Here is a 12,987-nt window from a genome sequence, read left to right as displayed (position 1 = left end):
GGCTCGGATCATCAGCACGATGGTGGTGGACGACGACGCGTTGGTCCGATTGGCCCTGACCGACCTACTGGCGACCGACGCCGGCATCGAGGTCGTCGCCCAGGCGTCGGACGGCCTCCAGGCCGTGGAGGAGGCTGCCGCCCATCGGGTGGACGTCGCCCTGATGGATGTGCGGATGCCGAGGCTGGACGGCATCGCGGCCATCGCGCGACTGCGGACACTGCCGCATGCCCCTCGCATCATCACTCTGACCACCTTCGACCTGGACGAGTATGTGTACGAGGCCTTGGCAGCGGGCGCCGACGGGTTTCTGCTCAAGGACTCGGACCCTGCGGAGATCCTGCGGGCCGTACATGTCGTGGCCGCCGGTTCGGCGATGCTGCATCCGTCCGCCGCACGTCGGCTGATCGACCGCTACCATCGCGGCGCCCGGCCGGGGGCCTCAGCTGTGCGCGGACGGGTGGGCCGGCTGACACCACGCGAGCGCGATGTCCTGGCATTGCTCGCGGAGGGGGCAACCAACTCGGAGATCGCCGGGGGGCTGCGGATGAGCGAGAGCACGGTGAAAGCCCATGTCAGCCGCATCCTGACGACACTGGAAGTCGGAAATCGCGTCCAGGCGGCACTGGCCGCCCGGGACGCCGGTCTGATGCCTGACGCGTGAATCGTGAGGTTCGCCGCGTTGCGTGGTGAAGCGAACCGAGTGACGTAACGAAAGCGCGGCCGACGGGGCCCGGCATCAGATCGCGCCGGCCTCCGACGTGAGCGGGACGGCAAGCTCGTCCCGGACCGGGGTGGACGGTTCTGGGCCTGAGAGGCTGTCGGGGCCTCGCCCACGAACTCGGGCCGCGCGGAGTATGTGCCAACACGGTGCTGCCCGGAACAATCCTCGGAGCCATATCGCCGCAGACAACGGTATGCCCGGATGTCGAACCATCGGCGCGAGGTTTTCCTCGATCCGGGGCCCGGTTCCAGCGTTCACGGTTGGTCACCTACGTCCCTACTGACTGGCACTCCAGGAACAACATCTCTTACGTGCAGGCCAATCTGATCGCGATGAAGGACGGCGCCGAGCGGTGCGGCGGTCTCCTGCTGGTGTGATGCCTTCCACCGGGAGCGTGGACGCCCTTCATGCGGCGGAGGTCGACGCAGCCGGCCTCCGCTCGCGGGTGACGGAAGTGAGGGGCGGCTGTCGGACGCCAGAACCTGGGCCGCATCCGCCGGGCTCTCGGCGGGGCGCTCGGTGAGCAGCATGACCGCCGTCAGCAGGACGACCGAGGCCGCGGATATGTGCACGCTCAGCGCCGTGGTGAGCGAGCCGCCGTGGGTGAGGACGGCGAGCGCGTCACCGAGCGGGAGGATGGCGTCGATGAGCACCACCCAGCCCAGCGCCCGCACCGCGCCTGGCCCGAAGCCGACCCGGTCCGGCCCGACCTGGCTGCCCCGACCTGGCCGGAATCCGCTACAGCAGGCCCCCCATCACCCCCCGCACCTCCGCCAGCGTGGCCTCGGCGACGGTATTGGCTCGCTCGTTGCCGGCCCGCAGGACCGACCGTACGTACGCCATGTCCTGCGCGTACTCCACCCGCCGCGCACGCACCGGCGCCAGCCGCTCGTTGACGGCGTCCGTCACGGTCCGCTTGAGCACGGCGCCACCGCCGTCTCCGATCTCCTCGGCGACCTCGTACGGGTCGCGGTCGAGGCAGAGCGCGGCGAGGAGTACGAGCCCTGACACTTCGGGCCGGGTCTCCGGTTCGTACGTGATGTGCCGGTCGGTGTCCGTCTTCGCCCCGCGGATCAGCCGCGCGGTCTCGTCGGCGGTGGCGCCGAGCGCGATGGAATTGCCCCGGCTCTTGCTCATCTTGCCGCCGTCGGTGCCGAGCAGGAGGGGCGCGGCGGAGAGCAGGGCGTCCGGCTCCGGGAAGACCGTCCCGTACCGCTCGTTGAAGCGGCGGGCGACGCTCCGGGTCACTTCGAGGTGCGGCAGCTGGTCCTGTCCGACGGGGACGAGGTTGCCCTTGCAGAACAGGATGTCGGCGGCCTGATGCACGGGATACGTGAACATCAGCCCGCTGACGGCGGACTGCCGGGAGTGCGCGATCTCGTCCTTGACCGTGGGATTGCGGTTCAGCTCGGCAACGGAGACGAGGCTGAGGAACGGCAGCATCAGCTGGTTCAGCGCGGGCACGGCGCTGTGGTTGAAGATCGTGGTGCGGGCCGGGTCGATGCCGATGGCCAGGTAGTCCAGCAGCATCCCCTCCATGTGCTCGGTGAGCCGGTCGGCGACGTCCCGGTCGGTGAGCACCTGGTAGTCGGCGATGATCACGAAGACGTCCACGCCGAGGTCCTGGAGCCGGACACGGTTGTGGAGGGTCCCGAAGTAGTGCCCGAGGTGCAGGGCCCCGGTGGGCCGGTCCCCGGTCATCACCCGGAACCGCCCGGGATCCTGCTGGATCTGCTGCTCCAGCTCGGCACTGCGGCGCTGGGCAGGGGCGGTGACGGGTGCGGCGGCGGTGGCGGCGACGGTGGTCATGGTCTCTCCTCGCGGGTGCTGGTTGCGTGGAGGACGGCCCGCCGGGAGCGGCATCCGTACCCGTACGAGGGCAGAGAAGAGGGCCGTCCATATCGAACGGCCCTGGTTCCGTGCAGATGAGGCGGCCGCTCCTAAGTGGAGCGCCACCAGTTTCGGCACGGTACGGAGGTCATGCGCCGAGTGTAACGCGGTCAGGCTCCACCCACCCGGCCTTGGCGGGCGCGGCGGGGGTTCCTGCCGCCATCACGGCGAGGGCCCTCGCGGCCGTCGGCGTTCCGCCCGGCGGGCGGCTCACTTGTGGGCGTGCTCGCCCACGTAGAACAGCAGGTAGACGAAGCCCGCGAAGAGATGCGTGGCGAAGACGTAGACGAAGACGCGCAGCGCGACACCGCGCTCCTTCCAGCTCTCGCTCTCGCTCACGGGCCCTGCCTCCTTCGTGCCGGCGCGTTCCTGGCCTGTCTCCCCGTCCAGAGTACGCACCGCCGGGATCCCCGCTCCGGGCGGCGGAATAGGGAGAAGGGGCGTCCCGTTGTAGGGTGTGACGAAGTAGTTCAAGGTTCAACCATCACCCACGGAGGCGGGCGCCATGGAGTTCGGGATCTTCACCGTCGGAGACGTCACCACCGACCCCACCACCGGCAGGACACCGACCGAGCACGAGCGGATCAAGGCGACCCTCGCGATAGCCCTGAAGGCCGAGGAAGTGGGCCTGGACGTCTTCGCGACCGGCGAGCACCACAACCCGCCGTTCGTCCCGTCCTCGCCGACGACCACGCTCGGCTACATCGCCGCCCGCACCGAGAACCTGATCCTCTCGACGTCCACGACGCTGATCACCACCAATGACCCGGTGAAGATCGCCGAGGACTACGCGACGCTGCAGCACCTCGCGGACGGCCGGGTCGACCTGATGATGGGGCGCGGCAACACCGGACCCGTCTACCCGTGGTTCGGCAAGGACATCCGCCAGGGCATCCCGCTCGCCATCGAGAACTACGCCCTGCTGCACAAGCTGTGGCGGGAGGACGTCGTCGACTGGGAGGGCAAGTTCCGCACACCCCTGCAGTCCTTCACCGCGACCCCGCGCCCGCTGGACGGCGTCCCGCCGTTCGTCTGGCACGGTTCCATCCGCTCCCCGGAGATCGCGGAGCAGGCCGCGTACTACGGCGACGGGTTCTTCCACAACAACATCTTCTGGCCCATCGAGCACACCAAGAAGATGGTGGACCTCTACCGGCAGCGGTACGCGCACTACGGGCACGGCACCGCCGAGCAGGCCATCGTCGGCCTCGGCGGCCAGGTGTTCATGCGGAAGAACTCGCAGGACGCGGTACGGGAGTTCCGCCCGTACTTCGACAACGCGCCGGTCTACGGGCACGGGCCCTCCCTGGAGGACTTCTCGCAGCAGACGCCGCTGACCGTCGGCTCCCCGCAGGAGGTCATCGAACGGACCCTGTCGTTCCGTGACGCCGTCGGCGACTATCAGCGCCAGCTGTTCCTGATGGACCACGCGGGACTCCCCCTGAAGACGGTCCTGGAGCAGCTCGACATCCTCGGCGAGGAGGTCGTCCCGGTGCTGCGCAAGGAGTTCGCCAACATGCGGCCGGCCGGAGTGCCGGAATCCGCCCCCGTCCACCCGGCCGTCGCCGCCCGCACGAAGGAGATCTGACCCACCATGCAGAACGAGGCTCTGAAGATCGTCGCGGTGTCCGCAGGGCTGAGCCAGCCGTCGTCGACCCGGCTGCTGGCCGACCGGCTGGCGGCCGCCGCCCGGGAGCGGCTGGCCGCCGAGCAGGACCGGCCGGTGGAGGTCCGGGTGATCGACCTGCGCGATCTGGCCGTCGACATCGCGAACCACCTGGTGACGGGGTTCCCGCCGCGGGCGCTGAGCGAGGCGATCGACGCGGTGACGGCGGCGGACGGCCTGATAGCCGTGTCGCCGGTCTTCACCGCCTCGTACAGCGGGCTGTTCAAGTCGTTCTTCGACCTGATCGACAACACGGCGCTGACCGGCAAGCCCGTCCTCATCGCGGCGACCGGCGGCACCGGCCGGCACTCGCTCGTCCTGGAGCACGCGATGCGGCCGCTCTTCGCCTACCTGCGAGCCACCGTCGTACCGACGTCCGTGTACGCGGCGTCGGAGGACTGGGGCTCGTCCGGCGACGAGTACACCGAGGGGCTGCCGTCCCGGATCCGGCGCGCGGGCGGCGAACTCGCGGGGATGATCGCGGGCGGCCGGGCGGTCTCCGGGGCGTCCAGGGCACCGGGGCTCGACGACGAGGTGGTGCCGTTCGAGCAGCAACTCGCCGACCTGAGGCTGGACTGACCTGCCGCCGCCCGAGCGAGGTGGACCCACCCGGAGAGCCTCTGTCCGGTTTGATTACAGTTACCCGTAAAGGTGCACCGTGAGGTGTATCACGCAGATGTGAGCTGAACCGAGCTGGAGGCAGAGATGGGCAGGATCGTGGTGGGCGTGGACGGCTCCGAGTCGTCGATCAAGGCGCTGCACTGGGCCGTACGCCAGGCCGAGCTGACCGGTGACTCGGTGGAGGCCGTCAACAGCTGGGAGTACCCCGCGACCAGCTGGGCGTCCATGATGCCGGGTATGCCGGAGGACTTCGATCCGCAGGCTCTGGCGATCGTCTCGCTCACCGAGGCGCTGGAGGAGGCCCTCGGCGCTGAGGGCGCGGCCGCGGTCAGCAAGATCGTGCTGATCGGCAACCCGGCACAGGCCCTGCTGGACCGCGCGAAGGGCGCGAACCTGCTGGTCGTCGGGGCACGCGGATACAGCGGCTTCAAGGCGACCCTGCTCGGGTCGGTCAGCCTCCATGTCACCCAGCACGCGCCGTGCCCGGTGACGGTCGTCCGCGACTGACCGGGTGAACTCGAAGAACGAAAAGGAAGGGGCGGTCCCGTTCGGGGCCGCCCCTCCTTGAATCCTTCCTACAGCTCCACCACGTCCGCGACGACACACGTCACGTTGTCCGGGGCGCCCGCCACACCCGCCAGGGCGACCAGCTCCCGTACGGCCGTGTCGGGGCCGTCCGCCGCACCGAGTGCCCCGGCCAGTTCCGCACCGTCGACCACCGCCGACAGACCGTCCGAGCAGAGCAGATAGCGGTCGCCGGACCGGACTTCCCGCAGGTGTACATCCGGGCGCACCGGGGCATGGTCCTGCGCGGCGCCGCCCATCAGGGCGCCCAGCAGCAGGGCGCGCTGCGGATGCGAGGCGGCCTCCTCCTCGGTGAGCGAACCGTCGTCGATCATCGACTGGACCAGGCTGTGGTCGTGCGTGATCCGGAACAGTTCGCCACCGCGCAGCAGATACGCCCGCGAGTCCCCGATGTGCACCAGGCCCAGCTGCGAACCCGTCCAGACCATCGCGGTCAGCGTCGTCCCCGACTCTTCCGGCGCACCGCCCGTTCCGACCGCGTCCCGTACCGCCTGTGCGGCCAGGTCCGCCGCGTCCCCCAGGGCGTTCAGGAGCTCCCCGGCCGATCCCGCATCCCGTGTCGCCCCCTTCAGCGCGTCGATCGCTGCCGTGCTCGCCCCGGCGCCGCGTTCCCCGAACCCGTCGGCGACCGCGAGCAGCCGGGCCCCGGCGAACGCCGCGTCCTGGTTGGTCCCGCGCACCGCACCCCGGTCGGACAGGGCCGCATACCGGATTCCGAGCGTCCCCAGGACTTCCTGGGCTGTGTACTCCTGCGTCATGGTGACTTCCTCCGCTGACAGCTGGTCGACGAGGAAGGTCACCAGGTCCCGCCGGGCCGCCGTCTCGGCCTCCACCCGTGCCCAGTACGCCCGGATCGCCGCGGCGGCCGCGCCCTCATCGAGCGCGACCACCTCCTTGATCCCGGCCAGTGGCATGCCGACCCGGCGAAGCCACGCCACCAGCCTGGCCGTCCGGAGCTGCGAACCGTCGTAGTACCGGTAGCCGTTCGCCGGGTCGACCAGGGCCGGCCTGAGCAGTCCCAGTTCGTCGTAGCGGCGCAGAGCCTTCGCGGACAGCCGGGACGACCGGGCGAACTCCCCGATCGTCACCAGACCCGCGGCGTCATTCGTGCGCGCCTCGCGTTCCACCGCAGACCTCCTCGTACCGGACGGTCCCGCCCGGCCCCGCCGATGCTGGGGCTTCCCCCGCGGAGAAAGTCAAGGATGAAGGACGAGACGGGGCGCGGAGTCAGTCCTCCGTCACGTGGAACGCGTAGAAGGCGCACACCCACATCGCGGCTCCGGTCACCAGGGCCAGGACGGAGGACGCGAGCACGCTCTTGTCGGACAGGCTGTACAGGAAGCCGACCGTACCGCCGAACAGCACGCCGTACGCGGTGGCCTTGGTTCCCGTCGGCAGTCCCTTCTGTACCCGGCCGAGGCCGTAGCAGAGCGCCGCCAGCACGGCGCCGGTGATCAGACCGAGCGCGAGCTGCGTGCCGGTGAGCACACCGCCGCCGCGCACGATGGACGTCGCCCACCAGCCCCCGATCACGCCGAGAGCGACGGGCATGGCCCAGCTGAGTGTGCTGGGGCGGTGGGGGCGCGCCCGCGTGCGCCGCCGCGTCGGCATCGAAGCGTGTGTCGTCATGGCCGAAAGCTCCTTCCATCACCCCGTTCACTCCAGGGCACACCCCGTCGTGGGGCCCGGCAACTCGAATGGCGCACCGCCCGGAGCGCACCGCTGCCGTCCGGGATTCCCTTGAGGGGTGCGGACCTCTCTCTCGGTGGCGTTGTCGACGGTGCTGCTTGTGCTGCTCGCCGTCCTCGTCCCGCTGAGTGCGCTGGCCGCCTGGGTCGATCTGGAGATCGACAACACGGACCGGTACGTCGCCGCGGTGGAACCGCTCGCCTCCGACCCCGATGTGCAGGCCATCGTGGCCGGTCTGATCACCGACGAGGCGATGAAGCAGATCGACGCCGGGCCGCTCCAGGACACCGTGCGGGGCTTCCTGTACGAGGCGGTGCAGTCGTTCACCACCACCGATGCCTTCCGTACCGCTTGGGACGCCGCCAACCGCACCGCCCACCAGGCGGTCACCGCCGCGCTGAACGGAAACACCGGCGAGGCAGTGACCATCGATCTTGCGCCGGTGTCGGAGCAGGTCAAACATAATCTGCTGGACAGCGGGGTGCCGCTCGCCGACCGGATCCCGGTCCAGCACACCGAGATCACGCTGATCTCCGCCGACCGCGCCGACCAGCTGCGCCACACCTTCCGCCTGCTCCGGACCGGCAGCATCTGGCCCGCGGTCGGGACCGTGCTGTTCGCTCTCGCGGCCGTGGCCGTCGCGGCGGTGCGTGGCCTGCCGGGACGCCGGGGCGCCGCCCTTTCCGCACTGACGGCCACGGCGCTCGTCGGGCTCGGATTCGCCCTCGGTGCGCTGGTGCTGCGCGCACTGATCGCGATCGCCCGGAACCGGGTGCTGGCCGGGGTGCCGGGCAGCGACCACGACGCGGCGGCGGCGGTCTACGACGCGCTGACGGCTTCGCTCCGTACGACGGTGTGGATCGTCCTCGGTGCGGGGCTGGCGGTGGCGCTGTGTGCGGTGGTCGCGCGGGTGTGGGCGGGGCGGGGATCCGCCGCACGGGCTTGATCCGGCCCGCCCCGCCCGGGAGAGGATGCGGGCGGCCCTCTGCCCGGTCCTTGCGAAAGGTCCCCCTGTGAACAGCACCGAGCCCGCCTGTACGGGTACGCGCAGGCGACCCGCGCTCTGGGTTGCGGCTCTCACGCTGGTGGTGGCGAGCGTCGTCGTCGGGTTCCGGGCAGTCGGCACCGACGGTATGACGCCCGTGCCGCAGGCCCTCGCCTTCCTGCCCTGGCTGCTGGTGCCGGGCGGGGTCGGCCTGGGGCTCGCCGCACTGGCCCGGTGGCGTACGGGAATGGTGTGGGCGGCCGTCGTGCTCGCCCTGACCGTGTGGTTCCTGCGCCCGTACGGGCCCGGTTCCACGGGCGCGCACGGTCCGGTCCTCGCCCGGCTGAGCGTGCTCACCTCCAATGTGGAGTTCGGTGGCGCCACCGACGCACTGATCACCGCGGTCCGCCGTGCGCGGCCCGACATCGTCTTCGTCGAGGAGTGCGACTTCCGCTGTGCGGACGCCCTCGCCGCCCGGGTCCCGCACACCGCGTACCCGTACCGCAACGTCGTCCGGCTCGACGGCTCGCTCGGTTCGGCGATCCTCAGCCGTCATCCGCTGCGCCCGACGGGCGGGATCGACGGGGCGATGGCGATGCCGGGTTCGGTGGCCGTCGTGGCGGGCAAGGACGTCCGGCTGCAGCTCGCACATCCGATGCCGCCGATCCCCGGCATGGTCGGCAAGTGGCGCACGGAGCTCGGCCGGGTCCGGGACTTCGCGGCAGGCTCGAAGGGGAGCCGCACCATCGTGGCGGGTGACTTCAACGCCTCCCAGGACCATGCCGCGTTCCGCGCCGTCCTCGACGCGGGCGGTCTCCACGACAGCGCCCGAATCGCCGGCGCCTCCCGTACGTACTCCTGGCCCGCGGACCGCTCCAGTCCATTGCGCACCCAGATCGACCATGTGCTGGTCAGCGACGACTTCTCGGTACGGTCGGCCCGCTTCCTGCGCCTCGACGGCACCGACCACCGGGCGCTCCTCGTCGGGCTCGACCTGCACGCCGGCTGAGCGCCGGGCGCCGCGCCCGGTTCGACGTGCGGCGGCGAGCGGGCCGGGCAAGAGTGGAGTGCAGGACTGCGTGACCGTCGGGGTCGACTGAGAGGTCTTCCGTATGCGAGCCATAGCCGTCAGCGCGTTCCGGGCCGATCCTTCACTGATCGAGCTTCCCAAGCCGGATCCCCGGGCCGGCGAGGTGCGGGTGAAGATCGTGTACGCCGCGCTCAACCCGTGCGACTGGCAGATCGCGGACAACGCCCCGGAAGGGGCTGCGGAGCCGGTGTTCCCGCTGGTCGTCGGCGTGGACTACGCGGGCCGGGTGGACATGATCGGCGGCGGCGAGAACCGCTTCCGGGTCGGCGACCAGGTCTTCGGCCGGGTGAGCGGATCGTCGGCCGGCGCGGGCACGTACTGCGACTACGTGTCCGTCCCGCAGGACTCCACGATCACCCTGGTCCCGGACGGTCTCCCGCTCCGGACCGCCGCGGCGCTGCCGTCCGCCGGGATGGCCGCGGCGCAGCTCCTGGAGACCGTGGTGCTCCGTGGCCACGAGAGTCTGCTCGTCATCGGGGCGGCGGGCGGCGTCGGCAGCTATCTGACCCAGCTCGCGTCCGCCCGGGACCTGCGCGTCCTCGCCGCCGTGCGCGGCGACGAGCGCGGGCGGATGAGGGCGCTCGGCGCCGCGGTCACGATCGACACGACGGCCCTTCCGCTCGAAGCGGCGGTACGGGAGGCGTGCCCGGAAGGCATCGATGCGCTCGTCGACCTGGTGTCCACCACCCCGGACGGCTTCGTGGCGCATGCGGCACTGGTACGGGCCGGGGGTGTGGCCGTCTCCACGCGGGGCGTCGCCTGGCGGGCCGCCCTTCCCGCCGGTGTCAGCGGTATCGACTTCCGCCTGGAGCCGACACCCGTACTGCTCGACGTCCTGGCGACGGGGGCCCTGGAGGGCGTACTCAAGGTGCCCATCGACATCGAACTCCCGCTGGAGAAGGCCCCGCAGGCGCTCGACCGGAACCGCACGGGCGGCGCCCGTGGCAAGACCCTGTTCGCGCTCTGACCCGCGTTCAGAAATTCCGGGGGAGACGACATGGACGAGCAGGAGATCATCGACAACATCGGCGGGCCGATCTCCGAGGAGCGGACCCTTCGCGACCGCTCCACCCGGAACATGGGCCTCCGGGCCGACGAGAAGTCGTGCCTGCGTACGGTGGAGGTCCAACTCGATCAGTGCTGGGACCTGCTGCGGCAGCGTCGCGCCCTCAGCGAGTTCGGTGACGACCCGAACGCGGCGAGGGTCCGTCCCGCCGACGAAGCAGAGGGCTACCAGAGCTGACCGCACGTCGTCGTAGGGGGAGCCCGTTGGCAGAGGCCGAGGCGGAACGGAAGCGTGCCGCACCACCGAGCTGGCTGCTGAGCGGGCTCCGTCCGGTTTCCGCTCCCATCCCGTGGGCCGCCGCCGTGCGCGCCTCCATCGCCATGGCCGGACCGCTGGCCGTCGGCTTCGCGCTCGACCGGCCGGCCTACGGCGCGCTCGTCTCCATGGGCGCGCTCTCCGGTGTCATCGGCGACACCGCCGACGCGTACCGGATGCGGGTCCTGAACATCGCCGTGCCACAACTGTTCGGCGCGGTCGGCATCATGCTCGGCACGCTGGTGTACGGGACCGGCTGGGCGGCCGTCGCCGTGCTGACCGCCGTCGGGCTGCTCTCCGGGATGATGTCGACGATCGGCGCGGTCGCCTCCGTGTCCGGGCTGCTGCTCCTGCTCAACTCGGTCGTCGGAGCCGGACTGCCCCTGCCGGCCCCCTGGTGGGTGGCGCCGCTGCTGCTGACGCTCGGCGGACTGTTCGTGCTCGCCCTGACACTGCTGGCCTGGCCGATGCGGCGGAAACTGCCGGAGCGGGTCGCGGTCGCGGACACGTACCTCGCCGTCGCCGATCTGCTGGCCGCCGCGGGCACCGACGCGTACGAGAAGCGGCGGCAGGCGGTCACCCAGGCGCTGGACACCTCGTACGACCTGATCCTCGCCCGCCGGGCCCGCTACCACGGGCGCAGCGGCGCGATGGTGCGGCTGCTCGCCCAGCTCAATGTGGTCATCCCGCTCGTCGAGGCGGCGCCCGCGGTGCATGTGCGGCGGTCCCGGCTGCCCGACGCGATCCCGGCGGCGGTCCGGGAACTGGCAGCGGCCGTCGAGGAGAGCCGCACCGGCGGCGCCGAACCGGAGCTGCCCGCGCCCGACTCGCCCGCCACCCGGGCCGTGGACAGCGCGCTGCGCCACGCGGCGGCCGTCGTGCACAACGCCGACGTCGATCCGTACAACGTCGACGACCGGCTCGGACGCCCCGCCGCGCTGGGGGTACGGATGCGGCGGGCGACCCGGGCCGTGCTGTTCTCCGGGACGTCCTGGCGGTACGGACTGCGACTGGCCCTCTGCATCGGCCTGGCCCAGGCGCTGACCTCGCTGGTCGCCGTGGACCGCTCCTACTGGGTGGCGCTGACCGTCACGTTCGTGCTGAAGCCGGACTTCGGCTCGGTCTTCTCGCGTGCGGTGCTGCGCGCCGTGGGCACGGCGGCCGGTCTCGTCATCGCCACACCGATCCTCACCGCGGTGCCGATCGGGTGGTGGGACGTACTCGTGATGGTGGTGCTGGCCGCGCTGATCCCGGCGTTCACGGCCAAGGGGTACGCATTCCAGACCGCGGCCATCACGCCGGTCATCCTGCTGCTGTCCGACGTGCTGAACCACCAGGGCGTCGCCCTGGTCGAGCCGCGCCTGGTGGACAGTCTCCTCGGCTGCGCGATCGTGCTCGTGGCGGGCTATCTGCTGTGGCCGGAGAGCTGGCACACCCGGATCGGACACCGGCTCGCGAACGCGGTCACGGACATCGCCGACTATGTGGCGTACGCCTTCGACCCGGGCAGTGATGGTCGCGGGGGCGAGCGGATCTCCCCCGTCGACCAGGCGGAACGGGTACGGGCACGGCGCCGCATCTACCGCGATCTGTCCTCCGTACGGTCCGAGTTCCAGCGCGCCCTGACGGAACCGCCCCCGGTCGGCACCCGGGCCGCCGCCTGGTGGCCCCTGGTCGTCGCGGTCGAGCGGATCGTGGACGCGGCGACGGCGGCACGGGTCCGGGTCGACCACGGTGCACCGGAACCGGCGCCGGAGGAAGTGGCCGAGATCCAGCAGCAGCTCCGCGAATTGGCGGAGGGGCTGCGGGCGAGCGAGGACCTGGTGAGCGTACGGACCGAGCTGCCGGGCGACGAGGAGGGGGTACTGGCGCCGCTGCGCCAGGAGGTCGCGGCGGCGCGGGCGATCGCCTCACCGCAGCCGTAGACGCAGGCGGACGCGGGCTCGGATGAACGCGTCACGCCGACCGGTCCCCGTGGCCGCGGCTCTGCAGGCGTTCCATCTCGCGGCGGTCGCGCTTGGTCGGGCGGCCCGTGCCCCGGTCGCGGACCGGCACCTGGATGACCGCTTCGCGCGGCGGCGGGGGTGGGCTGTTGTCGACGAAGCACTCCGCCGCCACCGGCGGGCCGACCCGCTTCTTCACGATCCTGGACACGACGACGATCCGGTCGCGGCCGGCGTGCCGGAGCCGTACCTCGTCCCCCACATGCAGGGTCTGCGCCGGCTTGGCACGGTCCCCGTTGACCTTGACGTGCCCCGCGCGGCAGGCGGCAGCGGCCTGCGAGCGGGTCTTGGTCAGCCGTACCGACCAGATCCAGCTGTCGACGCGGACGCTTCCCTCCGCCTGCGGTGCCTCACCCGAAACCATGTCTCCGACTGTAGGCCTTCCGCCCGAGCCGTGAACCTCGTACGGGAGC

Annotated in this window: 14 protein-coding genes and 1 pseudogene; 9 read left to right on the top strand and 6 right to left on the bottom strand. The window is 71.3% G+C overall.

Annotated features, from left to right (window positions below; translation table 11 throughout):
- Window positions 1-7 precede the first annotated feature (7 nt).
- Window positions 8-664 carry a response regulator transcription factor gene (locus tag OG972_RS21735; RefSeq protein ID WP_266990644.1) on the top strand — a complete coding sequence of 219 codons (657 nt, stop codon included), beginning with the start codon at window positions 8-10 and terminating at the stop codon, window positions 662-664.
- 596 nt (window positions 665-1,260) lie between these two features.
- Here the strand turns inward: OG972_RS21735 and OG972_RS49605 are convergent.
- From OG972_RS49605 to OG972_RS21725, 3 genes and pseudogenes are all read right to left on the bottom strand, one after another.
- A pseudogene (locus OG972_RS49605) lies at window positions 1,261-1,398 on the bottom strand (DUF4267 domain-containing protein); the annotation flags it as partial.
- A gap of 64 nt (window positions 1,399-1,462) precedes the next feature.
- Window positions 1,463-2,533, bottom strand: coding sequence for a tryptophan--tRNA ligase (trpS, locus tag OG972_RS21730; protein WP_266983921.1), 1,071 nt, complete (start codon window positions 2,531-2,533; stop codon window positions 1,463-1,465).
- 291 nt (window positions 2,534-2,824) lie between these two features.
- Window positions 2,825-2,953 (bottom strand): DUF6126 family protein, encoded by a 129-nt coding sequence (locus OG972_RS21725; protein WP_234432866.1) that lies wholly within the window; start codon window positions 2,951-2,953, stop codon window positions 2,825-2,827.
- Window positions 2,954-3,119: 166 nt separating this feature from the next.
- Here OG972_RS21725 and OG972_RS21720 point away from each other — a divergent pair, with 166 nt between their 5' ends.
- The 3 genes from OG972_RS21720 (at window position 3,120) to OG972_RS21710 (ending at window position 5,408) form a co-directional block, all read left to right on the top strand.
- Window positions 3,120-4,202 (top strand): LLM class flavin-dependent oxidoreductase, encoded by a 1,083-nt coding sequence (locus OG972_RS21720; RefSeq protein WP_266983917.1) that lies wholly within the window; start codon window positions 3,120-3,122, stop codon window positions 4,200-4,202.
- Between the two features lie 6 nt (window positions 4,203-4,208).
- On the top strand, window positions 4,209-4,859 hold the full coding sequence (locus OG972_RS21715; protein WP_266983915.1) for an FMN reductase: 651 nt from the start codon (window positions 4,209-4,211) through the stop codon (window positions 4,857-4,859).
- Between the two features lie 126 nt (window positions 4,860-4,985).
- A complete protein-coding gene (locus tag OG972_RS21710) occupies window positions 4,986-5,408 on the top strand; it encodes a universal stress protein (protein WP_266983913.1) in 423 nt (140 codons plus the stop codon).
- Window positions 5,409-5,476: 68 nt separating this feature from the next.
- Here OG972_RS21710 and OG972_RS21705 read toward each other — a convergent pair whose 3' ends face one another.
- A complete protein-coding gene (locus OG972_RS21705) occupies window positions 5,477-6,613 on the bottom strand; it encodes a MerR family transcriptional regulator (protein WP_266983911.1) in 1,137 nt (378 codons plus the stop codon).
- Between the two features lie 100 nt (window positions 6,614-6,713).
- Complete coding sequence (locus OG972_RS21700; protein WP_266983909.1) at window positions 6,714-7,115, bottom strand: hypothetical protein; 402 nt, start codon at window positions 7,113-7,115, stop codon at window positions 6,714-6,716.
- 118 nt (window positions 7,116-7,233) lie between these two features.
- On the opposite strand from OG972_RS21700, the gene OG972_RS21695 reads away from it, so the two are divergent.
- The 5 genes from OG972_RS21695 (at window position 7,234) to OG972_RS21675 (ending at window position 12,496) form a co-directional block, all read left to right on the top strand.
- Window positions 7,234-8,121, top strand: coding sequence for a hypothetical protein (locus tag OG972_RS21695; RefSeq protein ID WP_266983908.1), 888 nt, complete (start codon window positions 7,234-7,236; stop codon window positions 8,119-8,121).
- 67 nt (window positions 8,122-8,188) lie between these two features.
- The gene (locus OG972_RS21690) at window positions 8,189-9,169 is read left to right on the top strand and encodes an endonuclease/exonuclease/phosphatase family protein (protein ID WP_266983907.1); all 981 of its coding nucleotides are present in this window, start codon (window positions 8,189-8,191) and stop codon (window positions 9,167-9,169) included.
- Window positions 9,170-9,272: 103 nt separating this feature from the next.
- Window positions 9,273-10,217, top strand: coding sequence for an NADP-dependent oxidoreductase (locus OG972_RS21685; RefSeq protein ID WP_266983905.1), 945 nt, complete (start codon window positions 9,273-9,275; stop codon window positions 10,215-10,217).
- A 30-nt stretch (window positions 10,218-10,247) separates the two neighbouring features.
- A complete protein-coding gene (locus OG972_RS21680) occupies window positions 10,248-10,493 on the top strand; it encodes a DUF2630 family protein (protein WP_266983903.1) in 246 nt (81 codons plus the stop codon).
- Between the two features lie 26 nt (window positions 10,494-10,519).
- Window positions 10,520-12,496, top strand: coding sequence for an FUSC family protein (locus tag OG972_RS21675; protein WP_266983902.1), 1,977 nt, complete (start codon window positions 10,520-10,522; stop codon window positions 12,494-12,496).
- Window positions 12,497-12,527: 31 nt separating this feature from the next.
- Here OG972_RS21675 and OG972_RS21670 read toward each other — a convergent pair whose 3' ends face one another.
- Window positions 12,528-12,938, bottom strand: coding sequence for an RNA-binding S4 domain-containing protein (locus OG972_RS21670; RefSeq protein ID WP_266983901.1), 411 nt, complete (start codon window positions 12,936-12,938; stop codon window positions 12,528-12,530).
- Window positions 12,939-12,987 lie beyond the last annotated feature (49 nt).

Source organism: Streptomyces sp. NBC_01669, assembly GCF_026339735.1.
Lineage (GTDB): Bacteria > Actinomycetota > Actinomycetes > Streptomycetales > Streptomycetaceae > Streptomyces > Streptomyces yanii.
This window is presented reverse-complemented; position numbering and strand designations above follow the sequence as displayed.

Excerpts from the sequence above, each read along its gene's own strand:
- OG972_RS21680 (WP_266983903.1), top strand. The coding sequence starts at position 10,248 with ATGGACGAGCAGGAGATCATCGACAACATCGGCGGGCCGATCTCCGAG.
- OG972_RS21700 (WP_266983909.1), bottom strand. The coding sequence starts at position 7,115 with ATGACGACACACGCTTCGATGCCGACGCGGCGGCGCACGCGGGCGCGC.
- OG972_RS21670 (WP_266983901.1), bottom strand. The coding sequence starts at position 12,938 with ATGGTTTCGGGTGAGGCACCGCAGGCGGAGGGAAGCGTCCGCGTCGAC.
- OG972_RS21710 (WP_266983913.1), top strand. The coding sequence starts at position 4,986 with ATGGGCAGGATCGTGGTGGGCGTGGACGGCTCCGAGTCGTCGATCAAG.
- trpS (WP_266983921.1), bottom strand. The coding sequence starts at position 2,533 with ATGACCACCGTCGCCGCCACCGCCGCCGCACCCGTCACCGCCCCTGCC.
- OG972_RS21715 (WP_266983915.1), top strand. The coding sequence starts at position 4,209 with ATGCAGAACGAGGCTCTGAAGATCGTCGCGGTGTCCGCAGGGCTGAGC.
- OG972_RS21720 (WP_266983917.1), top strand. The coding sequence starts at position 3,120 with ATGGAGTTCGGGATCTTCACCGTCGGAGACGTCACCACCGACCCCACC.
- OG972_RS21685 (WP_266983905.1), top strand. The coding sequence starts at position 9,273 with ATGCGAGCCATAGCCGTCAGCGCGTTCCGGGCCGATCCTTCACTGATC.